Source organism: Arthrobacter sp. 01T425 (assembly GCF_056398725.1).
On the sequence record NZ_JBFTPY010000009.1, the window covers coordinates 21,026 to 35,103 of the forward strand.

Sequence of the window (14,078 nt, forward strand, 5' to 3'; positions counted from 1 at the left end):
CCAGCGTCCGGAATCCCGGCGTCCGGAAATCCTAGAAGTCGCCCCGGCTGGCGTCCTCGGGAGGCAGGACGGGCCAGTCGCCTTCGATCACGGCGGCCGGCTTCGTCTTGCGCAGGTAGCTTTGGAAGTCCGCGGCCTGGGCAGAGGCCCATTCGACCTGGAGTTGGTGCAGGTTGCCCGCCGGCATCCTGAGCTTGGGGAATTTTCCGGCCATGGCATCGAGCATCCGAAGGGTTGCCAGGGCATCGGCCGCGGAGGTATGCGCGTTGTCCAGATTGACGCCGTACTCCTCGCACAAGGCGGTGAGCGTGCGCTTGCCCTTGCGGTAGCGGTCCACCTGTTTGTTCATGACGTACGGATCCAGCACGGGGAAGCGGCTCAACTGAGGGACGCCGTAGCGGGCAGACTCGGCGGCGAGCACCGTGAAGTCGTAGCTGGCGTTGAAGGCGATGACCGGCACACCCGTGTCGAAAAGCTCCTGGAGCACGGCGGCGACCTCCCGCGTCACTTCCGCGGCGGGGCGGCCTTCGCTGCGGGCCTTCTCGGTGGTGACGCCGTGGATGTCGCTGGCCTCGGTGGGAATCTCAACCCCGGGGTCCGCGAGCCACTCGTGTTCCTGGACAATCCCGCCGTCGGAGTCCACCACGGTGATGGATGCTGTGACAATCCGCGCCGCGCGGGAGTTCCGCCCGGTGGTTTCGAGGTCGAAGGCTGCGCGGGGGAGGGTGTTCCAAGTGCTCATGCTTCAACGCTACCTGCTGCCACTGACAGTTCCTGACCGGGGTGGCGGCGTGCCGTCTCCGCCTGCCGTCCCGGCGCTGTTCCGGAGTCCGGAACGGCTAGGCTGGACCGATGCGGACGGAGTATGTGGAGGCGGTGCTGGAGCTCGTGGCATTGATCCCGGCCGGCACGGCGGTGGCCTATGGCGACGTTGCGGAACTCCTCGGCGCCGGCGGCCCGCGCCAGGTCGGATCGGTCATGAGCCACTATGGCAGCAGCGTGCCCTGGTGGCGCGTCCTGAAATCCAGCGGAGACGCCCCGCCCGGCCTGGAGCACGAGGCATTGGGCCTTTATCTGCAGGAGGGGACGCCGCTGCTGGGCCGTTACGAGGACTTCCGCCGGACCGGCGAGGGGCGCTGGCGTGTTGACCTGGCCTCCGGCCGGTGGACGCCCACCGACGCCGATTTCGACCGGATCGATGCCATCGCGGAGCGGCTCGAGCGGGAGTCGCATAAATTGTCGGTACCCGATGATGAAATGACTGTGTGAGTACCCCCAGCCACCTTGAACCAAGCCTGCAGCGGTCCGGGTCCCGTCCCCTTCCCGGGGCGGGGCGCGCAACGGGAGCGGGGCTGCGCCTGTTGCCGCCCCGGACCCAGCACAGCGCGGTGCCGGTGCTGTCACCGGACCAGCTTGCCGCCGTCGAGGTCCCGCCCGGCTCCGGCCCCGTCCTGGTGCCCGGCGCGCCCGGCACCGGCAAGTCGACGGTCCTTGTCGAGGCTGCCGTCCGCCGCACCCTGCGCGATGGTCTGGATCCGGAGCGGATGCTCATCCTGGCTCCCGGGCGGCTCGCCGCGGATACGCTCCGCGACCGGTTCACGGCCCGCCTGGACCGGAGCCTGAGCACGACGCCGGCACGGACCTGGGCGTCATATGCCTTCGATCTGATCCGCCGTGCCAAGGCCGAAGGCCTCCTGCCGCTTCCGCGCCAGCCGAAGCTGCTCTCCGGCCCGGAACAGGACCTGATCATCAAGGAACTGCTGGAGGGCCATGCGCTGCCCGGCCTCGAGCTGCCCTGGCCCGAGGACCTGGGCGCCGCCCTGCAGACCCGCGGTTTCCGGCAGGAAGTGCGCCAGCTCTTTGACCGGATCATCGAATCCGGGCGGACCGCCGAGGACCTTGTGGCCTTGGCCCGGCAGTGCAACCGGCCGGACTGGATTCCGGCGGCCGCCCTGTACTCCGAATACCGCGATGTCCTGGACCTGCGCATGCCCGAGGCCTTCGACCCCGCCGGCATCATCACTGCCGCGCGCCAGATCTTCCAGGACTCACCCGATTTCCTCGCCGCCGAACGCGACCGCCTGCAGCTGATTCTCGTGGATGACATCCAGGAGGCGAACCCGGCGGTCTTCGAATTGCTCGCCGACATCGCCGCCGGCAAGGATGCCATCATCACTGCCTCGCCCGACACCGTGGTTCAGGGCTTCCGCGGGGCACGCCCCGATCTCGTGGCGGAGCTTCCCGGCCTCCTGGCACCTGACGGGACGATCCTGGAACGACCCCTGTGGACGGCGCATCGGCAGGACCCGGCAGTGGCGGAGGCATGGCTGTCAGTGGCCGGGCGCATCTCCCGCAGGTCCGGCGGGCAGTCCGCCCGCCGGCTCGAACAGCCCGGACCGGTGCCGGCACCGGACGGGCAACCAGTCCCGACACCGGACAGAGCCGCCGGCGCCCGCGCGGGGACGGTCGAGGCCCACCTGCTGCCGTCCCCGGTCCACGAGCTGCGGTATGTGGCCCAGCGGATCCTCGAAGCCCAGCTGAACGACGCCCGGGAACTCGGGGACATCGCCGTGATCGTGCGCAACGGCGGCCAGCTCAGCCAGTTGCAGCGGTACCTGGCCGGCCAGGGGATCCCGGTCCGGATTCCCGTCGCCGAATCCGCCGTCCGGGACGAGGTCGCGGTCCGTCCGCTGCTCGATGCCTATGCGGTGGCCCTGGACCCTGCCGTGCTCACACCCGAGTCAGCGGTGTCCTTGCTGACGTCCCGGATAGGCGGCGCCACCGCGATTGAACTGCGGAGGCTGCGGCAGTCGCTGCGCCGGGAGGAACTCCTGGGCGGCGGCGGGCGCACCAGCGACGCGCTCCTGGTCGAAGCCCTGCTGGAGCCGGGAGCGCTCGCAACGCTGGGCATCGAGGGTCACTCGGCCCGCCGGATTGCCCGGATGATCGCAGCGGGCCGGGACGCCGCCGGTGCCGCCGGAGGCAACGCAGAGACGGTGCTCTGGGCGCTCTGGCATTCCACCGGCCTGGCCTCCCGCTGGACCGACGCCGCCCTCGCCGGAGGCTCAGCCGGTGCCCGGGCCGACCGTGACCTTGATGCCATGATGGCGCTGTTCCATACCGCGGAACGCTTTGTGGACCAGCTGCCGGGTTCCGGCCCGGAGCAGTTCCTTGAATACCTGCTCAGCCAGGAACTTCCCATGGATACCCTGGCCGCCCGGGCGCAGCTGGAAGACGCGGTGGAGCTCATGACCCCTGCCAGCGCGGCCGGCCGCGAATGGCCGGTGGTCATTGTGCCCGGACTTCAGGAAGGCGTGTGGCCCAACACCCGGTTGCGCGGCGAACTGCTCGGCAGCACGTTGTTCGCCGACGCCGTCGAGCACGGCGTGGAGTATGCCCTGCGACTGGATCCGCAGAGCCGGCTGCGCGAAATACGCTATGACGAGCTCCGGAGCTTTTCCACGGCAGTCTCCCGCGCCCGGGAGGTGCTGATCTGCACGGCGGTGTCCTCGGAGGATGAGCAGCCGTCCTCGTTCCTGGACTATGTGGCGCCGTTGCGGTCCGGGCAGGACCGCCGGGGCTTTACCCCGGTCGAGCGTCCGCTGACGCTCCGGGCGCTGGTAGCGGAGCTGCGGCAGTACGCCCAGCTCGACCCGAGGGCGGCCGAATCGGCGGAAGCCGCGGCCGTCCTGGGGGGCCTGGCCACGGCCCAGCCGCCGGTTCCGGGCGCGCACCCCGCGAGCTGGTGGGGGCTGGCGGAGTTGTCCTCGGAGGAGGCGGTGGTTCCGCCGGGCGGTACCGTGTTCGTGTCGCCCTCGAAGGTCGAAACCGTGCAGAAATCTCCGCTGGACTGGTTTGTCCAAGCCGCCGGCGGTGAAGCCGCCACCGATTTTGCCCGCAGCCTCGGAACGCTGGTCCACGCCATTGCGCAGGACCTCCCGGACGCCTCGGGAAGCGAGTATGTCGCCGAACTCGTCCGGCGCTGGCCCACGCTGGGGATGAAGGACAACTGGGAAGGCAAACTGGACTTCCAGCGAGCCGAGTCCATGGTCCGCAAGCTCGCCCAGTATGTCCTCGTGATGCGCAGCGAGGGCCGGAGCCTGATCGGCGTCGAACAGGACTTTGAGGTGAAGCTGCCGGACGTTCCGGCGGAGGCCGCTTCCACACAGGCCGGATCCGATCCGGGCGAGGGCGGAAGCGCCGGTCCGGCGCGGCCCGCCGTGCTCAGGGGCCAGGTCGACCGGCTGGAGATCGACGCCGAGGGCCGGCTGGTGATCATCGACCTCAAAACCGGCAAACGCCAGCCCGGCAAAGCGGATCTGGACCGGCACCCGCAGCTCGGTGCCTACCAGGCCGCCGTGCTGGCCGGCGGCTTCGCGGGTCCCGACGACGGTCCGCCGCCGCTGCCGGGCGGCGCCGTCCTGGCCCAGCTGGGCACCACCACCAAGAGCCCCGGCATCCAGGCCCAGGCACCGCTGGATCCGCAGGACAACTGGGCACTGGAGATGGTCGGCGACGCGGCCCGCGTGATGTCCGGCAGCGTTTTCCAGGCCCGCCACGATCCGTCCAAGGGAGGCCACGGCGGCCACGGCTGCCGGCTCCCTGAAGTGTGCCCGCTGTGCGTGCGGGGAAAGCAGGTTACTGAATGAGCCCCGAGGCGCCGGCAAGCGGCCCGACCGACCCGCATCCGGCTCCGGCTCCCCTCCCCGAGCCCCTTCCTGAGCCGCGGTTCAGCCCGGAAGAGCTGTCGGCACTGCTGGGGGAGGGGAACAGCCCCACGGCCGAACAGTCCCTGATCATTTCCTCGCCCCTCACGCCGCGGCTCGTGATCGCCGGGGCGGGCTCGGGGAAGACCGCCACCATGGCGGATCGGGTAGTGTGGCTCGTCGCCAACGGCTGGGTCCGGCCGGAGGAAGTCCTCGGCGTCACCTTCACCCGCAAGGCCGCCGGTGAACTCGCCTCGCGGATCCGGGCCAAGCTGGCCGCGCTGGCGCGCATCGCGGCGGCCGACACCGGGAACACGCTCTTCCCTGCCGGGCTGCTGAGCGCGGATGCGCTCGAACCCAAGGTCTCCACCTACCACTCGTATGCGAGCGGCATTGTGTCCGACTACGGTCTCCGCCTCGGCGTCGAACGCGACGTCGTGCTGCTCGGCGGCGCCCAGTCGTTCCAGCTCGCCAGCGAGGTGGTGGAAGCCTTTGACGGGGACTACGAACACTTCCGGTCCGCCAAATCAACGCTCGTCAAGGCCGTGATCCAGCTGGCGGGAGAGTGCTCCGAGCATTTGCAGGACCCGGCCCAGGTCCGTGGCTGGCTCTTGGAGCGGGTCGCCGCGTTCGAGTCGCTCCCGTATGTCGCAGAAGCCAAGAAGAACCCCACCCAGGCTGCGGGCGAGCTCAGCGCGATGCTTCGCACGCGGGCCAGCGTCGCGGACATGGTGGGCCGCTATTCCGAGGCGAAGCGCGCCCGCGGCGCCCTGGACTTCGGTGACCTGGTGGCCCTGGCGGCGCGGGTGGCCAGTGAGATTCCGGTCGCCGCCCAAACAGAGCGCCAGCGTTACAAGGTGGTGCTTCTCGATGAGTTCCAGGACACCTCGCACGCCCAGTTGGTGCTGTTCTCCCGGCTCTTCGGCGACGGCCATGCGGTTACCGCGGTGGGGGACCCGAACCAGTCCATCTACGGATTCCGGGGAGCGTCCGCCGGGCAACTCTTCCATTTCGTCCGCGAATTCCCGATCCTCGTCAGCAGCGAAGGCACCGGCACCGCCCACGGCGGCGAGGGGGACCGGGGCAGCGGGCAGGCCCGGCGCTTTGCCGTGGCGCCCACCTCCTACTTGACTACAGCGTGGCGCAACGGACGCAACATCCTGGCCACGGCCAACCTCATTTCGGCGCCGCTGAGCAAAGCGGCGGCGAACCTCGGGGCCGCCGGGGCCCGGGAAAGCGCCGATGCCGTCGAGGTCCCGCCACTGCAGCCCAGCCCGGCCGCGGTGGACGGCAGGGTGGTGATGGGACGGTTCGCCACGGACGAAGCCGAGGCCGCGGCGATCGCAGGCGACGTGCTGAAATTTCGCGTGACGGACTTCGACGCCGCGCACTCCGCCGACCCGGTTCCGCCGGCCATGGCTGTGCTGTGCCGGCGCCGGGCACAGATGGAATGCATTCGCCGCGAGTTCGAAGTCCGGGGCATTCCCTATGAAATCGTTGGGCTCGGCGGGCTGTTGGACACGCCGGAAATCATCGATCTTGTCGCTACGCTCCGGGTCCTGGCCGACCCGGGCCGCTCGGACTCCCTCATGCGCCTGCTGGCCGGCGCGCGGTGGCGGATCGGCCCGGCGGACCTGATGGCCCTGCGGGACTGGTCGAGTTTCCTGGCCCGCCGTCGGGGTCGCCCCGGCGGCCTGGAGGCCGGCGACGCCGGACAGGGTGCCGAGGATGACGGGCGTGCCGCCGAGGACGCGCTGGATGACGCTGTGATCGAAGGCGACATCACGGACGCCGCCAGTCTGGTCGAGGCCCTGGACTGGCTGCCCCGCGACGGCTGGACCTCGGCGCACGGACGCAGACTGAGCCCGGAGGCCCGGGACCGTCTGCAGCGGCTCTCGGACGAGCTCCGGCAGTTGCGCAGCTACATGGGGGACGACCTCACCACTTTGCTCGGGGAGGTCGAACGGGCGATGCTCCTGGACATCGAAGTTGCGGCCCGGCCCGGGATCAGCATCCATCAGGCCCGCCGCAACCTGGACGCCTTCCAGGACGCGGCGGCCGGGTTCCTGCACACCTCCCAGCGGGTAGATGTCATGGCGTTTCTCGCATGGCTGGAAGCTGCGGCGGCCGAGGAAAACGGTCTGGATGCCGCAGCGCCGGAGGTGAACCACGAAGCCGTCCAGCTGCTGACCGTGCATGCCTCCAAGGGGCTGGAATGGGATGTCGTGTTCGTTCCCGGGCTCAATTCCGGGGCGTTCCCCAGCAGTCGTGACTCGCGGTGGAGCAGCGGCAGTGCGGCACTGCCGTGGCCGTTGCGCGGCGATCGCACCGATTTGCCCCAGTGGGACCTGGACCAGCCGGACCAAAAAGGCTGGCTTGACGCCGAGAAGGAGTTCAAGTCTGCCGTCCAGGCGCACGGCGAGGCCGAGGAACGGCGCCTGGCCTACGTGGCGTACACCCGTGCCAAACACGTGCTCTGGCTATCGAGTGCGGCGTGGGTGGGGTCCCGGGCCGGTTTGGCGGAGATGTCTCCCTTCCTTGCCGGGCTCGAGGGCCTCACCGCCGACGGCGCGGCCGAAATCCATCCGCTGTCCGTCAGCGAGGACGCGCTGCCGGCCGAAAGCCCCCTGACCTCTGAACTCGAAGTCGCCGCCTGGCCCTATGATCCGCTGGAGGGCCCGCATGACCCCCGGACGGGAAAACGGCTGCGGCTTGTCCCGGGCCGGCGGGCGGCCATGGAATCCGCAGCGGCCCGTGTCCTGGAGGCAATGGCATCCGGCCCGGATGGCGCGGACGCCGGAAAACGTCCCATCCTGCGCGGTCCCGCCGCCGGGTGGGCGCAGGAGGCGGCCACTTTGCTGGAACGCCGCTCCCGGCGTTCGGTGGTCCAGGATGTGCATCTGCCCGGGCACATCTCGGCGTCGACTCTCGTGGACCTGGAAGATGACCCAGGCTCCGTTGTGGCCCGCCTGCGCAGGCCGATCCCGCGCGAACCGGGGATGTCGGCGCGCAAGGGCACGGCCTTCCACGCCTGGGTGGAGGAATACTTCGGCGCCGCCGGGATGCTGGACCTGGGTGAGGCAGCCGGCGCTGACGACCACATCGACGAGGCCTACGGCCTGGATTCCATGGTGGAGACTTTCCGTCAGTCCGAGTGGGCCCACCGCGCCCCCGCCCACGTCGAGGTCCCGGTCGAGACACGGATCGGCGACGTCGTGGTCCGGGGCAGGATCGACGCCGTGTTCCGCGACGCCGACGGCCGCTGGGATCTTGTGGACTGGAAGACCGGCCGCCGCCCCTCGGCGGCCCAACTGAAGGTCAAGGCAGTCCAGCTCGCCGTCTACCGGCTGGCCTGGGCCCGGCTCAAGGGGGTCCCGTTGGAGGACGTCCGGGCCGCTTTCTACTACGTGGCCGACAACCAGGTGGTCCGCCCCCATGACCTCGGATCAGCGGAAAAGCTTGAGGAAATCGTGTCGGCGGCGCTAGGGAGGACAGCGACGCACAGCGGCGCCTAGCGGATGTCAGCCGGCCGGAGAAAGCCCGCCGAACGATCCGGGCGGGGCAGTACACCTGAACCGGCCGGCAGCCGGCGCTAGCGGGACGCGGAGTCGACCACCGTGATCGCGGCGGTTGACGTGTTGTCACCGGACCCGGGCTGGACGACGGCGATCGATTGCGTCGATGTGTCGGTACCGGCTGGAACCGCGGCCCCGGCGTCGCTGTCACCGGCCTCACTGACCTTCCCGGAGTCCGGGTCGGGGGCCGCCGCCTGCGGGGCGCCGTCCAGCGCGGCATCAGCGCTGGAGGGCTCGGAGGACTTGGCGGCGCCGGGGATTGCGGTGATGTCGGCGGACGCACCTGCGGCCTTACCGGCGCCCGGCTCGGCGCTTGCCTGGTCGCCTGCTTCAGCGGCTGCGGCTGCGGCTGCGGTTGTGTCTGCGATGGGCTGGGGGACAGCCGCCGGTTCGTCAGCCCCCGTTTCGCGGGGGATAGGCGTGACGTGCACAGCGGGCCTGGCACTGATGCCGGCAGTGGCATCATCAGCCGGAGCGCTGCCCGTGACCGGCTCCATAGGCAGCAGCGTGACCTTGCTGACGGCGGGCGCCGTCCCGTTGGCCGCTGGGGCCGGCGCGGCCGGGACCGTCGGCGCATCGACATGAGCACCGGCGTCGGCAATGGCTTGTTCGGTGCCGGGTTCGGGTGCCGCGACCGGCTGCGGCAGCGGTTCCACGCTGATCGGCTGGCCGCCGTGTTCGGCCACGTCCTCGGCCAGTGTGGCGAGCATGGATTCCGCCTCGTCGATCATTTCCTGGTTGCCGGCGGCCATGCCCTTGACCAGATACTGCGCCAGGGCGAATTCGGCGGAGAGCGCGGCCCGCCGCAACAGGTGCACATCGGGCGCGTCGCGCCGGCTGGAGGTGTAGTGATCCAGGACCGCATTCACAAAGTCCTGTTCGTTGGAGGCGACCAGCCAGGCCATGTCGTCCGCCGGGTCACCGATGCGCAGGTCGGTCCAGCCCGTCACTGCGGTCACACGCTCACCCTCGACCAGCAGGTTGTCCTCGTGGAGGTCGCCGTGAACGACGCAGGGATTGAAGCGCCAGAGCGAGACGTCTTCCATGGCGTGTTCCCAGCGCCGCAGCAGCAGCGGCGGGATTTTTCCGGTCGTGGCCGCCTGGTCCAGTTCATTGAGGCGCCGCTGGCGGAATTCGTTGGGCGTGTAGCTGGGCAGATCGGCGTTGCTCACGATTGACCGTGGGAGGTCATGGATCGCGGCCAGGGCCGCCCCGATTTCGCGGGCCAGCGCGGGAGAGCCGTTGCTGAGCTCGTCCAGGGAGCGGGTGGCGCCGGCCAGGTGCGAATAGACAAACGTGCTGAGCTGGCCTTGCCGGACCGTTCCCGCCACTGTGGGCATGAGGAACGGGAGCTCGGCCCGGATGCCGGGAGCGAACGCACGCAGCACCAGGAATTCGGTTTCCAGCCGGGCGCTCGCTTCGGCATGCCGGGGGGAGCGGACGCGCCAACGCTTGCCCTCAGAATCCAGCAGGAGGGCCGCGTCGAAGTCCGCCGGATCGTCGGGCGCAGAGCTGACGGCGGTCGGGGTCAGGCCGGGTACCGCCGCCGTTGCTACAGCTGCCAGTTCGATTGGTTTCCTTCTCACCCTTCCACGGTAGATTGAGCGGCGCCCAAGTCGGCGATGCACTCCGGCGAGTCTTGAGATCGGGGACAAATCGGAGGGAAATAGGCGCTGAATCCGGGGCAGGCGGCCTGTCCCGCACATGCTGTGGAGCGCCCGGCGGCATGGTCGGCAAATGTCAATTGTCTGCCCGAGTCAGTACGGTGGGTGTATGAGTCTTGCGGAGTCAGCGGCATCTTCATCGGCATCACAGCAAACACCCTCCGAATCCCCGGCATCCGACGGTGCGGCGCCGCCGCTGCATCTCCTGCCGGCAAACCACCTCATGGAGACGGTCCTTCCCGTGCGCCCGGCCCTGATCGACCGCGGATCCGCCGCGCGGGTGAAACCCGGAATGCTCGCGGAGCTGGTCGGTTCAGGCGCGGCGCAGGCCGTGGTGCTCTCCGGCAGGCAGGCCCTCGTCAGCGGCAACAGCCTCGTGCTCCTCAACGCGGCCGAGCTCTCCGGGCACCTGGCCAACACCCCGTACGCTCCCGAACACGTGATTTACCTCGGTTCCGCCCTGGCCGGTTCGGACCTCGACGCCGGCACCGAGCTTGTCCTCTTTGTCCTCCCGCTTCAGTTCGAAGTCCAGGCCGAGGAATTCGAGGCTCACGTGGCCGGCGTTCCGAGCGATGCGCAGTGGGTGGGTTTCCGCGAAGTCGCGGCACGCCTGAACGCCACGGACACTGCGCTGTTCATCGAAGCCAGCGCCATCGCCAACTGGCATTCCACCCACACTCACTGCCCGCGCTGCGGCACTCCCACGCAGCCGGAAGCCGGTGGCTGGGTCCGGCGCTGCCCGGCCGATAACTCCGAGCACTTCCCCCGGACGGATCCGGCCATCATCGTCACCGTGGTGGGCCCCGACGGGAGACTGCTGTTGGGCGGAGGCGGCCCACTCGACGCCCGGAACTATTCGACCCTCGCCGGCTTCGTCGAACCGGGGGAGTCGCTCGAACAGGCCGTGCAGCGCGAAATCAGCGAGGAAGTCGGGGTCCGCGTCACCGCGTCCCAGTACCTTGGATCGCAGTCCTGGCCGTTTCCCGCCTCCCTGATGCTCGGCTTCACGGCCACCACGCCGGACACCGAAGCCCGGCCCGACGGCGTCGAGGTCACCAGGGCACGGTGGTTCAGCCGGAGCGAACTGCAGGACGCCGTCCTCAGCGGCGAGATCGTCATTTCCAGCAGGCTCTCCATCGCCCGGTCCCTTATTGAACACTGGTACGGCGGCATCATTCAGGACGCCGCGGACAGCGCCTGACACTGCCCCATACAGGCTGACACCGCCTGCCCCTATCCGCAGGACACCGACTACCGACTGAGCAGCAAAAGTGACCACAGAGAAATTGAACTTCAGCACCATCCCCGGCGGGGAACCGTCGGGCGGCACGACGTCGGGCGATGCCCCGCCTGCCGATGCCCCGGAACCTGACGGCCGTTCGCTGGAGGAACGGATCCTCGGCGGCCTCGACGCTGAGCAACGCGAGGTTGCCAGCACCCTCCAGGGGCCCATGTGTGTCCTGGCCGGTGCCGGGACCGGCAAGACCCGCGCCATCACGCACCGGATCGCCTACGGCGTGCACTCAGGGGTGTACAGCCCGCAACGGCTCCTCGCTGTCACCTTCACGGCCCGGGCTGCCGCCGAGATGCGCAGCCGGCTCCGTGACCTCGGCGTCGGCAACGTTCAGGCCCGTACCTTCCACGCCGCGGCGCTGCGCCAGTTGCAGTTCTTCTGGCCGCAGGCTGTCGGCGGCACCCTGCCCAATCTGCTGGACCACAAGGCACAGATGATTGCCGAGGCCGCGCGGCGGCTCCGGCTCAGCACGGACCGCGCCTCCATCCGGGACCTCGCCTCCGAAATCGAGTGGGCCAAGGTATCCATGCTGACCCCGGCGAACTATCTGGAGAACGCCCAGGGCCGGGGCAATCCGGGCGGCTTCGACCTGACGGCCGTGGCACGGGTCTTCCAGTCCTATGAGGACGTCAAGACCGACCGCAACGTCATCGACTTCGAGGACGTGCTGCTGATCACCGTGGGGATCCTGCAGGAGGACCCAAAGGTGGCAGCGACCGTCCGGGAACAGTACCGGCACTTCGTCGTCGACGAGTACCAGGACGTCTCGCCGCTGCAGCAGCGGCTCCTGGAGCTGTGGCTCGGCGGACGCGACGAGCTCTGCGTCGTGGGCGACGCCAGCCAGACCATCTACTCCTTCACCGGCGCCTCCCCGAAGCACCTGCTCGGGTTCAAAGCGATGTATCCCGAGGCCCACGTCGTTAAGCTGATCCGGGACTACCGGTCCACGCCCCAGGTCGTCAGGCTCGCCAACGACCTCCTCGCCGGCCGGCGCAGCGGCGGCCCGGTGGCGGACGCCGCCTGGGCCACGCCTTTGCAGCTCGTGGCGCAGCGGCCGGCGGGCCCGGTGCCGCGGTTCACCGAATGCTCGGATGACGAGGCGGAGGCCGCCACTGTCGCCGCGCGGATCCGTGAACTCCTCGACGCCGGAACACCGGCGAGCCAGGTCGCCGTGCTCTTCCGCACCAACGGGCAGTCCGAAGCCTACGAACAGGCGCTGGCCTCGGCGGGGATCGGCTACCAGCTGCGCGGCGGTGAGCGGTTCTTCGCGCGGAAGGAGGTCCGGGACGCCATCCTGCAGCTCCGGGCCGCGACCCGGGCGGTGGCTGAAACTGCCACGCCCGAGCCGCTCGGGCAGCTGGTCCGGGACATCGTCGCCTCCCTGGGCTACACGGACGCGGCGCCGCACAGCGGCGGCGCTCTCCGGGAGCGCTGGGAATCGCTGGCCGCCCTCGTGGCGCTGGCCGACGAACTCGTGATCAGCAGGGGCCCGCAGTTCTCGCTCCCGGACTTTGTCAACGAGCTCCAGGAACGGTCCCTGGCCCAGCACGCTCCGACTGTGCAGGGCGTTACCCTGGCATCCCTGCACGCCGCCAAGGGCCTGGAATGGGACGCCGTGTTCCTGGTCGGGCTGAGTGAGGGCCTCGTGCCGATCTCGTTCGCGGACACTCCTGAAGCGGTGGACGAGGAACGCCGGCTCCTGTACGTCGGGATCACCCGCGCCCGCGAACACCTGTCCCTGTCCTGGTCCACTGCCCGGACACCCGGCGGACGCGCCAACCGCAAGCCCTCGCGCTTCCTGGACGGCCTTCGCCCCGACTCGGTGGCCAGCTCCCACCTGCGGGGCAAGGGCCCGGCGCCGCGCCGGAAGGCGGCCGTTCCGGCGTCGTGCCGGGTCTGCGGCAGCATGCTCTCCAGCGGCGCGGAGCGCAAGGTGGGCCGCTGCAACCAGTGCCCGCCCAGTTACGAGGAACAGACGTTCGACGCGCTCAGGCAGTGGCGGAAGGACGTGGCCCTTGAGGCGGACGTCCCGGCATTCGTGGTGTTCACCGATGCCACCCTGACCGCCATCGCCGAGGCGCGCCCCGAGTCGCTGGAGCAGTTGGCCAAACTCGCCGGCGTGGGTCCATCCAAACTGGAGAAGTACGGCGAGGCCGTTCTGACAGTCCTGGCCGAAAGCACGGTTCAGTGATGCCCAGTTCAGTGATGTCCGGTTCAGTTCCGGCGGCCACACCGCTGACCACCGCCGACGGCGCCCCGGTAGTGGTCCGCCGCTCTGCGCGCCGACGCCGCACGGTCGCCGCGTTCTGGGAGGACGGCACCGCCGTCGTCGCCATCCCCGCGTCCTTCAGCAGGGCGCAGGAACGGGAGTGGGTCCATCGCATGCTGGAGAAACTCCGGCGCCAGGGGGACCGGGCGGCGCGGGGTTCCGGCCGGCGCCGCCCCCGCAGCGATGCCGACCTTGCCGCCCACGCCGCGGATCTGTCGGCGAAGTACCTGGGCGGCAGGGCGGTGCCCTCCTCGGTCCGCTGGGTCACCAACCAGAATTCGCGCTGGGGTTCCGCGACGCCGTCCGAAGGGACCATCCGGCTCTCGGCGAAGCTGCAGCCCATGCCGCAGTGGGTGATCGACTACGTGCTGCTTCACGAACTGGCCCACCTCCTGGTGGCCGGCCACGATGCCGCCTTCTGGCGGTTGCTGACGGCGTACCCGGAGACTGAGCGTGCCAAGGCCTTCCTGGAAGGGGTCTCGTTCGCGACCTCACGCGGCCTGGCGCCCGACGGCGGATACGACGAAGCCCCGGACGGAACCGAAATCCCGGCCGGGGCCTACTAGCGTT

At 69.8% G+C, this 14,078-nt stretch carries 7 protein-coding genes and 1 pseudogene; 6 read left to right on the top strand and 2 right to left on the bottom strand.

Going from position 1 to position 14,078, the window contains the following annotated elements:
• Positions 1 to 31 precede the first annotated feature (31 nt).
• Positions 32 to 742, bottom strand: coding sequence for a 3'-5' exonuclease (locus tag AC1DNG_RS11410; RefSeq protein ID WP_028277186.1), 711 nt, complete (start codon positions 740 to 742; stop codon positions 32 to 34).
• A 110-nt stretch (positions 743 to 852) separates the two neighbouring features.
• Between AC1DNG_RS11410 and AC1DNG_RS11415 the strand changes: the two genes are divergently transcribed.
• From AC1DNG_RS11415 to AC1DNG_RS11425, 3 genes are read left to right on the top strand one after another with little or no spacing between them, the layout of a single operon-like run.
• Complete coding sequence (locus tag AC1DNG_RS11415) at positions 853 to 1,269, top strand: MGMT family protein (protein WP_476856660.1); 417 nt, start codon at positions 853 to 855, stop codon at positions 1,267 to 1,269.
• A gap of 26 nt (positions 1,270 to 1,295) precedes the next feature.
• Positions 1,296 to 4,649: an ATP-dependent helicase gene (locus AC1DNG_RS11420; protein WP_476873250.1), complete on the top strand. Its 3,354-nt coding sequence runs from the start codon at positions 1,296 to 1,298 to the stop codon at positions 4,647 to 4,649.
• The gene (locus AC1DNG_RS11425; RefSeq protein ID WP_476887370.1) at positions 4,646 to 8,221 is read left to right on the top strand and encodes an ATP-dependent helicase; all 3,576 of its coding nucleotides are present in this window, start codon (positions 4,646 to 4,648) and stop codon (positions 8,219 to 8,221) included. The genes AC1DNG_RS11420 and AC1DNG_RS11425 overlap by 4 nt, the downstream gene beginning before the upstream one ends.
• A gap of 377 nt (positions 8,222 to 8,598) precedes the next feature.
• Here the strand turns inward: AC1DNG_RS11425 and AC1DNG_RS11430 are convergent.
• A pseudogene (locus AC1DNG_RS11430) lies at positions 8,599 to 9,867 on the bottom strand (macrolide 2'-phosphotransferase); the annotation flags it as partial.
• Between the two features lie 187 nt (positions 9,868 to 10,054).
• Here AC1DNG_RS11430 and nudC point away from each other — a divergent pair.
• From nudC to AC1DNG_RS11445, 3 genes are all read left to right on the top strand, one after another.
• Positions 10,055 to 11,146 (top strand): NAD(+) diphosphatase, encoded by a 1,092-nt coding sequence (nudC, locus tag AC1DNG_RS11435; RefSeq protein ID WP_476856662.1) that lies wholly within the window; start codon positions 10,055 to 10,057, stop codon positions 11,144 to 11,146.
• Between the two features lie 181 nt (positions 11,147 to 11,327).
• A complete protein-coding gene (locus AC1DNG_RS11440) occupies positions 11,328 to 13,430 on the top strand; it encodes an ATP-dependent DNA helicase UvrD2 (protein ID WP_223913982.1) in 2,103 nt (700 codons plus the stop codon).
• On the top strand, positions 13,430 to 14,074 hold the full coding sequence (locus AC1DNG_RS11445; RefSeq protein WP_230010553.1) for a M48 metallopeptidase family protein: 645 nt from the start codon (positions 13,430 to 13,432) through the stop codon (positions 14,072 to 14,074). Before AC1DNG_RS11440 ends, AC1DNG_RS11445 begins: the two co-directional genes overlap by 1 nt.
• Positions 14,075 to 14,078: the final 4 nt, after the last annotated feature.

Bases quoted from the DNA above. Each gene is read 5' to 3' on its own strand.
- AC1DNG_RS11410 (WP_028277186.1), bottom strand. From the start codon at position 742: ATGAGCACTTGGAACACCCTCCCCCGCGCAGCCTTCGACCTCGAAACC.
- AC1DNG_RS11415 (WP_476856660.1), top strand. From the start codon at position 853: ATGCGGACGGAGTATGTGGAGGCGGTGCTGGAGCTCGTGGCATTGATC.
- AC1DNG_RS11425 (WP_476887370.1), top strand. From the start codon at position 4,646: ATGAGCCCCGAGGCGCCGGCAAGCGGCCCGACCGACCCGCATCCGGCT.
- nudC (WP_476856662.1), top strand. From the start codon at position 10,055: ATGAGTCTTGCGGAGTCAGCGGCATCTTCATCGGCATCACAGCAAACA.
- AC1DNG_RS11445 (WP_230010553.1), top strand. From the start codon at position 13,430: ATGCCCAGTTCAGTGATGTCCGGTTCAGTTCCGGCGGCCACACCGCTG.